General features: G+C 68.9%; 12 protein-coding genes. 2 read left to right on the top strand and 10 right to left on the bottom strand.

All coding sequences use genetic code 11. The annotated features are described in order from the left end of the window. Positions 1-30 precede the first annotated feature (30 nt). The gene (locus tag AB0D12_RS08050) at positions 31-240 is read right to left on the bottom strand and encodes a DUF397 domain-containing protein (RefSeq protein ID WP_362678204.1); all 210 of its coding nucleotides are present in this window, start codon (positions 238-240) and stop codon (positions 31-33) included. Further along, positions 237-1,109 carry a helix-turn-helix transcriptional regulator gene (locus tag AB0D12_RS08045; protein ID WP_362678203.1) on the bottom strand — a complete coding sequence of 291 codons (873 nt, stop codon included), beginning with the start codon at positions 1,107-1,109 and terminating at the stop codon, positions 237-239. The genes AB0D12_RS08050 and AB0D12_RS08045 overlap by 4 nt, the downstream gene beginning before the upstream one ends. Positions 1,110-1,255: 146 nt before the next feature. On the opposite strand from AB0D12_RS08045, the gene AB0D12_RS08040 reads away from it, so the two are divergent. Together AB0D12_RS08040 and AB0D12_RS08035 are read left to right on the top strand one after the other, a co-directional pair. Further along, the gene (locus tag AB0D12_RS08040; RefSeq protein ID WP_362678794.1) at positions 1,256-1,678 is read left to right on the top strand and encodes an ATP-binding protein; all 423 of its coding nucleotides are present in this window, start codon (positions 1,256-1,258) and stop codon (positions 1,676-1,678) included. A 275-nt stretch (positions 1,679-1,953) separates the two neighbouring features. Further along, positions 1,954-2,814 carry a helix-turn-helix domain-containing protein gene (locus AB0D12_RS08035; RefSeq protein ID WP_362678201.1) on the top strand — a complete coding sequence of 287 codons (861 nt, stop codon included), beginning with the start codon at positions 1,954-1,956 and terminating at the stop codon, positions 2,812-2,814. A gap of 61 nt (positions 2,815-2,875) precedes the next feature. Here AB0D12_RS08035 and nuoN read toward each other — a convergent pair whose 3' ends face one another. From nuoN to AB0D12_RS07995, 8 genes are read right to left on the bottom strand one after another with little or no spacing between them, the layout of a single operon-like run. Beyond that, positions 2,876-4,525: an NADH-quinone oxidoreductase subunit NuoN gene (nuoN, locus tag AB0D12_RS08030; protein WP_362678199.1), complete on the bottom strand. Its 1,650-nt coding sequence runs from the start codon at positions 4,523-4,525 to the stop codon at positions 2,876-2,878. Then, complete coding sequence (locus AB0D12_RS08025) at positions 4,522-6,093, bottom strand: NADH-quinone oxidoreductase subunit M (protein ID WP_362678197.1); 1,572 nt, start codon at positions 6,091-6,093, stop codon at positions 4,522-4,524. Before AB0D12_RS08025 ends, nuoN begins: the two co-directional genes overlap by 4 nt. Position 6,094: 1 nt before the next feature. Next, positions 6,095-8,035, bottom strand: coding sequence for an NADH-quinone oxidoreductase subunit L (gene nuoL, locus AB0D12_RS08020; protein WP_362678195.1), 1,941 nt, complete (start codon positions 8,033-8,035; stop codon positions 6,095-6,097). 14 nt (positions 8,036-8,049) lie between these two features. After that, a complete protein-coding gene (gene nuoK / locus AB0D12_RS08015) occupies positions 8,050-8,349 on the bottom strand; it encodes an NADH-quinone oxidoreductase subunit NuoK (RefSeq protein WP_069927518.1) in 300 nt (99 codons plus the stop codon). Next, positions 8,346-9,209 (bottom strand): NADH-quinone oxidoreductase subunit J, encoded by an 864-nt coding sequence (locus AB0D12_RS08010; protein ID WP_362678193.1) that lies wholly within the window; start codon positions 9,207-9,209, stop codon positions 8,346-8,348. Before AB0D12_RS08010 ends, nuoK begins: the two co-directional genes overlap by 4 nt. Further along, positions 9,206-9,823 (bottom strand): NADH-quinone oxidoreductase subunit NuoI, encoded by a 618-nt coding sequence (nuoI, locus tag AB0D12_RS08005; RefSeq protein WP_362678191.1) that lies wholly within the window; start codon positions 9,821-9,823, stop codon positions 9,206-9,208. The genes AB0D12_RS08010 and nuoI overlap by 4 nt, the downstream gene beginning before the upstream one ends. Beyond that, positions 9,786-11,120: an NADH-quinone oxidoreductase subunit NuoH gene (gene nuoH / locus AB0D12_RS08000; RefSeq protein ID WP_362678791.1), complete on the bottom strand. Its 1,335-nt coding sequence runs from the start codon at positions 11,118-11,120 to the stop codon at positions 9,786-9,788. The genes nuoI and nuoH overlap by 38 nt, the downstream gene beginning before the upstream one ends. 32 nt (positions 11,121-11,152) lie before the next feature. Continuing rightward, on the bottom strand, positions 11,153-13,663 hold the full coding sequence (locus AB0D12_RS07995; protein ID WP_362678189.1) for an NADH-quinone oxidoreductase subunit G: 2,511 nt from the start codon (positions 13,661-13,663) through the stop codon (positions 11,153-11,155). Positions 13,664-13,738 lie beyond the last annotated feature (75 nt).

The following is a 13,738-nucleotide window of genomic DNA, read 5'->3' as shown; positions in this document are numbered from 1 at the left end:
CGTGCGGGGGCCCTCAGGTCCCCCTGCGGGTCAGGGCTTGGACGTGTACGTCACGAAAGCCGCCCACTGGGCTTCGGTGAACGCGAGTCGGGGGCCCCGGGGGTTCTTGGAGTCGCGGATGTGGATCGTGCCGGGGGTGGCCGCGACCTCGACGCAGTCGTTGCCGTTGCTGCTGTCGCTGTAGCTGCTCTTGAACCAGTCCAGCCCGGTGCCGTCCACAGCGGAGGGCTTGTCGGTCATGTGTCTCCCAGCGCTTTCTCGATAAAGGCCAGTGACTCCCGTGGCGTGAGAGCCTGGGCCCGGATGATCCCATAGCGCAGCTCAAGGATTCGGAGCTCCCTCGGATCGGTGATCGGACGGCTGGTGAGCTGGCCTTCGTCGTGGCCCACCGCCGAACCGTCCTTGAACTTCAGCACCTGGATCCGACCGCCCATTCCGGCGTGGTCGTCACGGTCGGTCGGCATCACCTGGATCTCGACGTTCCGCAACTGGCCTACCTCCAACAGGCGTTCGAGCTGCTTGCGCAGGACCATTCTGCCTCCGATGGGACGGCGTAGGGTCACCTCTTCCTGGACAAAGGTGAGCGCGGGGGCTGGGGACCGGCCGAAGATCGGCCGCCGAGCCATGCGCGCAGCCACCATTCGCTCCACCTCGTCCTCCGAGTACGCGGGCCGCCACGTCTGGATCAGTGCACGCGCATACTCCTCGGTCTGGAGGAGGCCGTGCAGATTGTGGTTGCCGTACGCCCCGACCTCGACGGCCTGCGCCTCCAGCTTCGCCAGGTCCCGAACCTTCTTCGGGTACCGCGCCTCCGCGATGTCCTTCTTCATCGCGGCGATCTTTCCGCCCGCGCCCAGGACTTCGTCCGCCTTCTCCAGAAACTCGGGCCTCGGGATACGCTTCCCGGCCTCCACCTTGTAGATCAGGTTCTCGCCGTAGCCGATTGCCGCCCCGAATTCGGCTGGCCTCAGCCCCGCCGACTCCCGCCAGAGTCTGATCTGGTGACCCAGTGCCGCCACGACCGCGCTGGACTCATCGTCCGGGTCAACATCCCAGCCGGGTTCGTCCGCCCCGTCCGCGTGCTCCGTACCGTCACTGCCCACGTCCATGCGCGCCCACCTCCCAGGTGCCTGTCCCCAACGCCGCCCACGGCCGGAATGTCACGATGGACAGCCTGTACAGGCCTGGACAGCCCCCTGACAGTCACCGTACGCATCGGCATCATCACTGTTCAGGCTACTCACGCACGGCCACGCTGAGTTACGTGAACCAAGAAATCACCCAAGCCGACACCACCGTCCGCCAGTTCAGCGTGCAGCTCTCCGCCACCCGTCGAGGTGCCCGTCTCGCCCGGCTGCTCGCCACCGAGCAACTCCGCTCCTGGGGGCTGCCGTTCGAGTCGACGGCCCACGTCGTCGCCGAACTCGCCGCCAACGCCGCGCTGCACGGCCGCGTACCCGGACGGGACTTCCGTCTCGCCCTCACCGCCACCGAGCGCACTCTCCGTATCGAGGTGACCGACACCCGCGGTGACCGTCTCCCCGTCACCCGGCAGCCTGGAGACGACGAGTCCGGACGCGGCCTCATCCTCGTCGACGCCTTCGCCGACCGCTGGGGCGTCACCCCGGGCCCCGAACCCCGCAAAACCGTATGGGCCGAGATTGATCTTGCGCCCTGACCGGCGCCCACCGGATCGCGGCGCGGCACGTCCCGGTGAGCCATCAGTCGGTGCGGCACGACATCAAAAGCATTCAATTCACCGGGGCAAAAACCCTACCCATCCCCTCCAGCCTCCCCGTCACTCGCATGGGTGAAGGTTCCCAACTGGGCTGGATTTGTGACGGGTTGGCGGGCATATGCTCGCCGCAACAACTGCACACATGCGACGGCCCCCGGCCGGGAGTAGCAATCCCGATCCAGGGGCCTGACCACCGAGGAAGTAAGGGCTTCCCGATGGATAACCAGAACCCTAGCGCGCCCTCGCGCGCCTCGTCCCCCGTTCCCGGGGCCATTGACCCGACCGTGTCCCGGCCCGGCGTCGTCCACGTCAACTCCCGGCACACCAGCCGCTACACGATCATCGGCAATCACCTCGCCCAGCACCGCGGGCTCAGCCTCACCGCGATCGGCCTGGCCGTACACATCCAGTCGCTGCCTGCCGGTGCACGCGTCGACATCAAGACGCTCACCGCCCGCTTCCCCGAGGGCGAGGTCCGGATCGCCGCTGCCTTACGGGAACTTGAGGCATTCGGCTACCTGGAGCGCACCCGAAAACGACTCCCCAGCGGCCAGATCGTCACGCACACCGTGTCGTACAACCAGCCGGGGGTGAGCCCTGCTTCGACACGAGAGGCCCCGATCACGGGGAGCTCCCCCGAAGACGTACCTCCGGTGCCCACAGCTCGGCTCGTCCCGCCCCCGCCCCCGCCCCCCGAAGCCGGCGACCCCCACGACCTCGAAGACCACCTTCCCGCCGCCGCCCTCCTCGCAGAGCTGCGCCGCGATGACCCCCGGCTGCTGCTCTCGGAGCGGGACGTACACCGCCTCGCCCCGGCCGTCACCGCCTGGCTGGAACGCGGGGCCGCTCCCGAAGCCGTACGCCGCACCCTCACCGCGAGCCTCCCGCCCGACCTGCGCCACCCGGCAGCCCTGCTCGCCCATCGCCTTGCCGAACTCCTGCCACCACCTCTGCCCGCAGGGCCGCGCGGCCCCGTGCCGCTCCAGAACTGCGAATCCTGCGACCGCGCCTTCCGGGCCGCCGAGCCGGGCCGCTGCCGCGGCTGCGCGAGACCCGGCGCGCTCCTCGCGGCATGAAAAAGCGCTCGCCGTGGCGTCGTTGAAATGAAGACACCACGGCGAGCGCTCAGCAGCCCGACTACCGCACGAACACGCTCGCCTGGCTCGCCAGGTCCAGGAAGTACTGCGGCGCCACACCCAGCACCAGCGTCACCGCCACACCCACCGCGATCGTCGTCATCGTCAGCGGCGACGGCACGGCGACCGTGGGGCCGTCCGCCTTCGGCTCGCTGAAGAACATCAGCACGATGACCCGGATGTAGAAGAACGCCGCGATCGCGGACGAGATCACACCGACCACGACCAGCGCACCCGCACCGCCCTCCGCCGCCGCCTTGAAGACCGCGAACTTTCCGGTGAAGCCGGAGGTCAGCGGAATACCGGCGAAGGCCAGCAGGAAGACAGCGAACACGGCCGCCACCAGCGGTGAACGACGGCCCAGCCCCGCCCACTTGGACAGATGCGTGGCCTCGCCGCCCGCGTCCCGCACCAGCGTGACCACCGCGAACGCGCCGATCGTCACAAAGGAGTACGCACCCAGGTAGAAGAGAACGGACGAGACACCGTCGGGCGTCGTCGCGATGACACCGGCCAGGATGAAGCCGGCGTGCGCGATCGAGGAGTACGCGAGGAGCCGCTTGATGTCGGTCTGGGTGATCGCGACGATCGCACCGCCCAGCATGGTGACGATCGCGATGGCCCACATGACCGGCCGCCAGTCCCAGCTCATCCCCGGCAGCACGACGTACAGCAACCGCAGCAGCGCGCCGAAGGCGGCGACCTTGGTGGCCGCGGCCATGAAGCCGGTGACCGGAGTCGGCGCGCCCTGGTAGACGTCCGGCGTCCACATGTGGAACGGCACCGCGCCGACCTTGAAGAGCAGCCCCGTCAGGATCATCGCGCCGCCGATCAGCAGCAGCGCGTCGTTCCCCATCGTGTCGGCGAGCGCCGGGTCGATGGTGCGGACGCTGCCGTCGACGACGCCCGCGATCTTCGCGTACGAGACGGAGCCCGCGTACCCGTACATCAGCGCGATACCGAACAGCAGGAAGGCCGACGAGAAGGCACCGAGCAGGAAGTACTTCACCGCGGCCTCCTGCGACATCAGCCGCTTGCGGCGGGCGACGGCGCACAGGAGGTAGAGCGGGAGCGAGAAGACTTCCAGCGCCACGAACAGCGTCAGCAGATCGTTGGCGGCCGGGAAGACCAGCATGCCGGCGATCGCGAAGAGCACCAGCGGGAAGACCTCCGTGGTGGTGAACCCGGCCTTGACCGCGGCCTTTTCGCTGTCGCTGCCGGGTACGGACGCTGCCTGCGCGGCGAACGAGTCGATGCGGTTGCCGTGCGCCTCCGGGTCGAGCCGGCGCTCCGCGAAGGTGAAGACGGCGACCAGCGACGCCAGCAGGATCGTGCCCTGCAGGAAGAGCGCCGGACCGTCGACCGCGATCGCGCCCATCGCCGCGATATGCGCCTTGGTGGTGCCGTATCCGCCGGCCGCGAGCCCGACGACCGCCGCGAAAGCGGCGACCAGGGCGACGACAGTGAGGAACACCTGCACGTAGTAGCGGGCCTTGCGCGGGACAAAGGCCTCCACGAGCACACCCACGACAGCGGCGCCGACAACGATCAGGGCGGGTGCCAGTTGGGCGTACTCGACACTCGGGGCCGGGATCTTGTCGATCGGCTCGGCCGCCGTCGTCCACAGGCTGTGGACAACTGTTGTGCTCACTTGGCCGCCTCCACCTCGGGCTGGGGGTCCTTCTTCTGTACGTCGGACATCGTGTGCTCCACCGCCGGGTTGATGATGTCCGTCAGCGGCTTCGGGAAGACGCCGAGGAAGAGCAGCAGCGCGATCAGCGGCGCGACCACCACCAGCTCCCGCGCCCTGAGGTCCGGCATCTTCGACACCTCGGCCTTCACCGGGCCCGTCATCGTCCGCTGGTAGAGGACGAGGGTGTAGAGCGCGGCGAGCACGATGCCGGTGGTGGCGACGATCCCGGCCACCGGATAGCGCGCGAACGTGCCGACCAGGACCAGGAATTCACTCACGAATGGCGCGAGGCCCGGCAGGGAGAGCGTCGCCAGACCGCCGATCAGGAAGGTGCCGGCGAGCACCGGGGCGACCTTCTGCACTCCGCCGTAGTCCGCGATGAGTCGCGAGCCGCGCCGGGAGATCAGGAAGCCGGCCACCAGCATCAGCGCGGCGGTCGAGATCCCGTGGTTGACCATGTAGAGCGTCGCGCCCGACTGCCCCTGGGTGGTCATCGCGAAGATGCCCAGGACGATGAAGCCGAAGTGCGAGATCGAGGCGTATGCGACCAGCCGCTTGATATCGCGCTGGCCGACCGCGAGCAGCGCTCCGTAGACGATGCTGATCAGCGCGAGCACCAGGATCACCGGCGTCGCCCACTTCGACGCCTCCGGGAACAGCTGGAGGCAGAAGCGCAGCATCGCGAAGGTGCCGACCTTGTCGACGACCGCGGTGATCAGCACCGCGACCGGCGCGGTCGCCTCGCCCATGGCGTTGGGCAGCCAGGTGTGCAGCGGCCACAGGGGCGCCTTGATCGCGAAGGCGAAGAAGAAGCCGAGGAAGAGCAGCCGCTCGGTGTTGGTCGCCATGTCCAGCGAGCCGTTCGCCCGCGCCGCGGCGATCTCGGTGAGCGAGAAGCTCCCGGCGACGACATTGAGCCCGATGACCGCGGCCAGCATGATCAAGCCGCCGACCAGGTTGTAGAGCAGGAACTTCACGGCCGCATACGACCGTTGGGTCGCCGCCGCCTCGTCGCCGCCCGCGTGCGCCCGGTCCCCGAAGCCGCCGATGAGGAAGTACATCGGGATGAGCATGGCTTCGAACAGGATGTAGAAGAGGAAGACGTCGGTGGCCTCGAAGGAGAGGATCACCATCGCCTCGACGGCGAGGATCATGGCGAAGAAGCCCTGGGTCGGCCGCCAGCGCGAACTCTTTGTCTCCAGGGGGTCGGCGTCGTGCCAGCCCGCCAGGATCACAAAGGGGATCAGCAGCGCGGTCAGTGCCAGGAGCGCCACCCCGATGCCGTCCACGCCCAGTTCGTACCGGACGCCGAAGTCCTTGATCCAGGTGTGGGATTCGGTGAGCTGATAGCGGGCGCCGCCGGGCTCGAATCGTACGAGCACGACCGCGGCCAGTACGAGCGTGGCGAGCGAGAAGAGCAGCGCCAGCCACTTGGCGGCGGTGCGCCTCGCGGCCGGCACGGCGGCGGTGGCGATGGCGCCGATCGCCGGGATCGCCGCCGTGGCCGTCAGGATCGGGAAGAACATCTCAGACCGCCCTCATCAGCAGGGTCGCGGCGATGACGATCGCCGTACCGCCGAACATCGAGATCGCGTACGAGCGGGCGTAGCCGTTCTGCAGCTTGCGCAGCCGGCCCGAAAGGCCGCCGAACGAGGCGGCCGTTCCGTTGACCACGCCGTCGACCAGGGTGTGGTCGACGTAGACCAGGGAGCGGGTGAGGTGTTCGCCGCCGCGGACCAGAACCACATGGTTGAAGTCGTCCTGGAGGAGATCGCGGCGGGCGGCCCGGGTGAGCAGCGAGCCGCGCGGCGCGAGTACCGGCACCGGCCGGCGTCCGTACATCCCCCAGGCGATGCCGACACCGATGACCAGCACCACCATCGTGGCGAGGGTGACCGTCGTCGCGCTGACCGGGGAGTCTCCGTGGGAGTGCCCGGTGACGGGCTCCAGCCAGTTCAGGAACCGGTCGCCGATGCTGAAGAACCCGCCGGCGAAGACCGATCCGAAGGCCAGGACGATCATGGGGATTGTCATGGACTTCGGGGACTCGTGCGGATGCGGCAGCTCGCCGGGGTGCACCTCGACGCCGGGCTCGATGCCGGGCGTCTTGTCCGGATCGGGGGCCGGCTGCCAGCGCTTCTCGCCGAAGAAGGTCAGCAGCATCACGCGGGTCATGTAGAACGCGGTGATGGCCGCGCCCAGCAGCGCCGCGCCGCCCAGGATCCAGCCCTCCGTGCCGCCCTTGGCGAAGGCCGCCTCGATGATCTTGTCCTTGGAGAAGAAGCCGGACAGACCAGGGAAGCCGATGATGGCCAGATAGCCGAGACCGAAGGTGACGAAGGTGATCGGCATGTACTTCCGCAGGCCGCCGTACTTGCGCATGTCGACCTCGTCGTTCATGCCGTGCATGACCGATCCGGCGCCGAGGAACAGCCCGGCCTTGAAGAAGCCGTGCGTCACCAGGTGCATGATCGCCCAGACGTACCCGATCGGGCCAAGACCGGCAGCCAGGACCATGTAGCCGATCTGCGACATCGTCGAACCGGCCAGCGCCTTCTTGATGTCGTCCTTCGCGCAACCGACGATCGCACCGAAGAGGAGCGTGACCGCACCGACGACCACGACCACCAACTGGGCGTCGGGCGCGGCGTTGAAGATCGCTCCGGACCGGACGATGAGATACACGCCGGCGGTCACCATGGTCGCCGCGTGGATGAGGGCCGAGACCGGAGTCGGGCCCTCCATCGCGTCCCCGAGCCAGGACTGCAGCGGCACCTGGGCGGACTTGCCGCAGGCTGCCAGCAGCAGCATCAGCCCGATGGCCGTCAGCTTGCCCTCGCTCGTCTCACCGGTCGACTGCAGCACGGGCCCGAAGGCGAAGGTCCCGAAGGTGGTGAACATCAGCATGATCGCGATCGACAGGCCCATATCGCCGACGCGGTTGACCAGGAAGGCCTTCTTCGCCGCGGTCGCCGCGCTGGGCTTGTGCTGCCAGAAGCCGATCAGCAGATACGAGGCGAGGCCGACGCCTTCCCAGCCGACGTACAGCAGAAGGTAGTTGTCGGCGACGACGAGCAGCAGCATCGCCGCGAGGAAGAGGTTCAGATAGCCGAAGAAGCGGCGCCGCCGTTCGTCGTGCTCCATGTACCCGATGGAGTAGAGGTGGATCAGCGAGCCCACACCGGTGATCAGCAGGACGAACGTCATCGACAGCTGGTCGAGCTGGAAGGCGACGTCCGCCTGGAAACTCCCGACCGGGATCCAGCTGAACAGCGTGCTGTGCAGGGTGCGTTCCTCCGCGCCCTTGCCCAGCATGTTGACGAAGAGCACCACGCCGATCACGAACGACGCGGCCGCGAGCAGCGTGCCGATCCAGTGGCCGCTGCGGTCGAGCCGCCGCCCGCCGCACAGCAGGACCGCCGCTCCGAGCAAGGGCGCCGCGACAAGCAGCGCAATCAGGTTCTCCACGATTCAGCGACCCCTTACAGCTTCATCAGGCTGGCGTCGTCGACCGAGGCCGAGTGGCGGGAGCGGAACAGCGACACGATGATCGCAAGCCCGACCACGACCTCCGCGGCGGCGACGACCATCGTGAAGAAGGCGATGATCTGGCCGTCGAGATTGCCGTGCATCCGGGAGAAGGCGACGAACGCGAGGTTGCAGGCGTTGAGCATCAGCTCGACGCACATGAAGACCACGATCGCGTTCCGCCGGATCAGCACCCCGGCCGCGCCGATGGTGAACAACAGCGCCGCGAGATACAGATAGTTGACGGGATTCACTTCGCGACCTTCCCTTCGCGCGATTGCTGCGACTGCTGCGATTCCGGCGGTTCCGGCGATTCCTGGTCCCGTCCGAGCCGCTCCTCCGAGCGCTGCTCCAGCGCCTTGAGGTCGTTCAGCGCGTCGCTCGACACATCGCGGACCTGGCCGCGCTCCCGCAGCGTCTTGCTGACGGAGAGCGCGGACGTGGTGCCGTCCGGCAGCAGACCGGGGATGTCCACGGCGTTGTGCCGGGCGTAGACACCGGGCGCGGGCAGCGGCGGCAGTTGCTTGCCGCGTACGCGCTCCTCGGACATCTCCCGCTGTGTCTTGGCGCGCTCGGTGCGCTCCCGGTGCGTGAGCACCATCGCTCCGACGGCCGCCGTGATCAGCAGCGCGCCGGTGATCTCGAAGGCGAAGACGTACTTGGTGAAGATGAGCCGGGCCAGTCCCTCGACATTGCCGCCGTGTGCGCTGTTGGCCGCGCCGAGACCGTTGAAGGTCTTCAGCGAGGCATTGGCGATTCCGGCGATCAGCAGCACGCCGAAACCGAGCCCGCAGGCGGCGGCCCACCAGCGCTGGCCCTTCAGCGTCTCCTTGAGCGAGTCGGCCGCGGTGACACCGACCAGCATGACGACGAAGAGGAACAGCATCATGATCGCGCCGGTGTAGACGATGATCTGGACGACACCGAGGAAGTACGCGCCGTTGGCGAGGTAGAAGACCGCCAGGACGATCATGGTTCCGGCGAGACTCAGCGCACTGTGCACGGCCCGCTTCATCAGGATCGTGCCGAGCGCCCCGAGGACGGCGATGGTGCCGAGGACCCAGAACTGGAAGGCCTCACCCGTCGAAGTGGTGGAGGCGGCAAGCGTGTTCATACGTCCACCTCCTCGCCCTTCTCCCCCTTGGAGACGGCGACCTGCCGGACCGTGCCGGGGGCGGCTTCGGTGACCAGGCCCCGGTAGTAGTCCTGCTCGTCCGTGCCCGGGAAGATCGAGTGCGGGGAGTCGACCATGCCCTCCTCGAGTCCGGCGAGCAGCTGCTCCTTCGTATAGATGAGGTTCTCCCGGCTGCTGTCGGCCAGTTCGAACTCGTTGGTCATCGTCAGCGCCCGGGTCGGGCAGGCCTCGATGCACAGTCCGCACAGAATGCAGCGGGCGTAGTTGATCTGGTAGACGCGGCCGTAGCGCTCACCCGGGGAGTAGCGCTCCTCGTCGGTGTTCTCCGCGCCCTCCACATAGATCGCGTCCGCCGGACAGGCCCAGGCGCACAGCTCGCATCCGATGCACTTCTCGAGCCCGTCGGGATGGCGGTTGAGCTGGTGCCGGCCGTGGAAGCGCGGCGCCGTGACCTTCTGCTGCTCCGGGTACTGCTCGGTCAGCCGCTTCTTGAACATGGCCTTGAAGGTCACGCCGAAGCCGGCAACCGGATTCTCGAACTTGTTCTCGGATTCCTCAGACACCGTCAGCCTCCTTTCCGTCACCAGGACCATCACTCGCAGTATCTGATCCACCACTGACAATCAACTCGCGCTCGCGGCGCGGCCGTCGACGGGGCACGGGCGGCAGGGTCTGTCCCGGCAGCGGCGGTACGGGGAAACCGCCCGCCATCGGGTCGAAGGCCGGCGGCTCGCCCTTGGCGGCCTCCGCCTCCTTCTCCTTCTTGCCGCGGAACATGTCGGCGACGAAGGAGAGCAGCAGCACCGCGATCACCGCGCCGCCGACGTACAGCACGATCTGCTGGAAGTCGTAGTTCTCGTTCCGCAGCGCCCGTACGGTCGCCACCAGCATCAGCCAGACCACCGATACCGGGATCAGGACCTTCCAGCCGAGCTTCATCAGCTGGTCGTAGCGGACCCGGGGCAGCGTGCCGCGCAGCCAGATGAAGAAGAACAGCAGCAGCTGGACCTTGATGACGAACCAGAGCATCGGCCACCAGCCGTGGTTCGCGCCCTCCCAGAAGGTGGAGACCGGGTACGGGGCCCGCCAGCCGCCCAGGAAGAGGGTGACCGAGACCGCCGAGACGGTGACCATGTTGACGTACTCGGCCAGCATGAACAACGCGAACTTGATCGAGCTGTACTCGGTGTTGAAGCCGCCGACGAGGTCGCCCTCGGACTCCGGCATGTCGAAGGGGGCGCGGTTGGTCTCGGCCACCATCGTGACGATGTAGATGATGAAGGAGACCGGCAGCAGGATGATGTACCAGCGGTCCGCCTGCGCCTCGACGATCTTCGAGGTCGACATCGACCCGGAGTAGAGGAAGACGGAGGCGAAGGCCGCGCCCATGGCGATCTCGTACGAGATCATCTGCGCGCAGGAGCGGAGTCCGCCGAGCAGCGGGTACGTCGAGCCCGACGACCAGCCGGCGAGGACGATGCCGTAGATGCCGACCGAGGCGACCGCGAGGATGTAGAGCATCGCGATCGGCAGGTCCGTGAGCTGCATCGTGGTGCGGTGACCGAAGATCGAGATCTCGTTGCCGGCCGGGCCGAAGGGGATCACGGCGATCGCCATGAAGGCCGGGATCGCGGCGACGATCGGCGCGAGGACATAGACGACCTTGTCCGCGCGCTTGACGATGACGTCTTCCTTCAGCATCAGCTTGATGCCGTCGGCGAGGGACTGGAGCATGCCCCAGGGCCCGTGCCGGTTGGGGCCGATGCGCAGCTGCATCCAGGCGACGACCTTGCGCTCCCACACGATGGAGAAGAGCACGGTGATCATCAGGAAGGCGAAGCAGAACACTGCCTTGATGACGACGAGCCACCACGGGTCGTGCCCGAACATCGACAGGTCCTCGGCGGCGAGGAGGGTCGGGTTCACGACTGCACCTCCGGTGCGTCAGCGGGGACGGCTTCCGGCGCTGCCGGGCCGATGCGGACGAGCTGTCCGGGGACGGCACCGGTGTCCGAAGTGACGCCGCCGCCCACGGAGTTCAGCGGCAGCCACACCACCCGGTCGGGCATCTCGCTCACCTGGAGCGGGAGCCGGACCGAGCCGGCCGGGCCGCTGACGGCCAGGACGTCGCCGTCCTTGACGCCCGTCTCGGCCGCTGTCGCCGCGGAGAGCCGGGCGACCGCCGCATGGCGAGTGCCCGCCAGCGCCTCGTCGCCCTGCTGCAGCAGACCCTGGTCGAGCAGCAACCGGTGTCCCGCGAGGACCGCCTCGCCCTCGCCCGGTCGGGGCAGGGACTGCGCGGACTCCGTCGGCTCAGTGGCCCGGGGGCCCTGCCACCCGCCGAGCCGGTCGAGCTCCGTGCGTACGGACTTGAGGTCCGGCAGCCCGAAGCTGACGTCGAGCGCGTCCGCGAGCATGTGCAGCACCCGTGCGTCGGTCGGCGCCAGGCGGCGGGCCATCTGCTCCGGCTTGAGCGCGGCCTCGAACAGCCTCGCCCTGCCCTCCCAGTTGAGGAACGTGCCCGGCTTCTCGGCGACGGCCGCGACCGGGAAGACCACGTCCGCCCGCTCGGTGACCTCGCTCGGCCGCAGTTCCAGAGAGACCAGGAAGCCGACCGCGTCGAGTGCCGCGCGTGCGCGTGCCGGGTCGGGCAGGTCCGCGACCTCGACGCCCGCCACCAGCAGCGCGCCCAGTTCGCCGGTGGCCGCGGCCTCGACGATCTGGCCGGTGTCGCGGCCGTAGCGGTGCGGGAGTTCGCGTACGCGCCAGGCCGCCGCGGTCTCCTCACGGGCCCGCGGGTCGGTGGCCGGGCGGCCGCCGGGCAGCAGCGAGGGGAGCGCGCCCGCCTCGATGGCGCCGCGCTCACCCGCCCTGCGCGGGATCCACACCAGCTGGGCACCGGTCGCGGTGGCGGCCCGTGCGGCGGCGGTAAGTCCGCCGGGCACGGCCGCGAGCCGCTCGCCGACCACGATCACCGCGCCTGCGGAGCGCAGCGCCTCGGCCGCCTTCGCGCCGTCGCCCTCCAGACCGGTGCCGGCCGCCAGCGCGTTCAGCCACTCGGTCTCGGTGCCGGGGGCGGCGGCCAGCAGCGTGCCGCCCGCCTTCGCCAGACCCCGGGTGGCGTGTGTGGCCAGCGCGAAGGTGCGCTGGCCGTGCCGGCGATGCGCCTTGCGCAGCCGCAGGAAGACGCCGGGCGCCTCCTCCTCGGACTCGAACCCGGCCAGCAGTACGGCCGGGGCCTTCTCCAGGGAGGTGTAGCTGACGCCGCTGCCGTCCAGATCACGGCCCTGCCCGGCGACGCGGGCGGCCAGGAAGTCGGCCTCCTCGCTGCTGTGCACGCGCGCCCGGAAGTCGACGTCATTGGTGTCGAGGGCGACCCGCGCGAACTTGGCGTACGCGTAGGAGTCCTCGACGGTGAGCCGGCCGCCCACGAGGACACCGGCCCGGCCGCGGGCCGCGCTCAGCCCGCGGGCCGCCGCCTGCAGCGCCTCCGGCCAGCTCGCCGGTTCCAGGACGCCTTCGTCATTGCGTACGAGAGGGGTGGTGAGCCGGTCCGGCTTCTGCGCGTAACGGAAGCCGAAGCGCCCCTTGTCGCAGAGCCACTCCTCGTTGACCTCGGGGTCCTCCGCCGCGAGGCGGCGCATGACCTTGCCGCGCCGGTGGTCGGTGCGGGTCGCGCAGCCGCCGGCGCAGTGCTCGCACACGCTCGGCGACGAGACCAGGTCGAAGGGGCGGGAGCGGAATCGGTACGCCGCCGAGGTCAGCGCGCCCACCGGGCAGATCTGGATGGTGTTGCCGGAGAAGTACGACTCGAAGGGGTCGCCCTCACCCGTGCCGACCTGCTGGAGGGCGCCCCGCTCGATCAGCTCGATCATCGGGTCGCCCGCGACCTGGTTGGAGAAGCGGGTGCAGCGGGCGCAGAGCACGCACCGCTCACGGTCGAGCAGCACCTGTGTGGAGATCGGCACGGGCTTCTCGTACGTGCGCTTGCGGCCCTCGAAGCGGGTGTCCGGGTCGCCCACCTGCATGGCCTGGTTCTGCAGGGGGCATTCGCCGCCCTTGTCGCAGACCGGGCAGTCCAGCGGGTGGTTGATCAGCAGCAGCTCCATCACACCGCGCTGGGCCTTCTCGGCGACCGACGAGGTGAGCTGCGACTTGACGACCATGCCGTCGGTGCAGGTGATGGTGCAGGACGCCATCGGCTTGCGCTGGCCCTCGACCTCGACGATGCACTGGCGGCAGGCGCCGACCGGGTCGAGGAGGGGGTGGTCGCAGAACCGCGGAATCTCGATGCCCAGCAGCTCGGCGGCCCGGATGACCAGCGTCCCCTTGGGGACGGAGATCTCGATGCCGTCGATCGTCAGCGAGACAAGGTCTTCCGGCGGAACGGCCGCGCTGCCGCCTCCGGCGGGGTTGGACGTCGTGACGGTCATGCCCGTACCTCCGCACGAGGTGAGTCGGACTGCGGTGCTCCGCCCGCAGGGCGGTGGGCCGCGAAGCCGCGGCCG

This window comes from Streptomyces sp. NPDC048479 (assembly GCF_040651435.1).
GTDB lineage: Bacteria > Actinomycetota > Actinomycetes > Streptomycetales > Streptomycetaceae > Streptomyces.
This window is presented reverse-complemented; position numbering and strand designations above follow the sequence as displayed.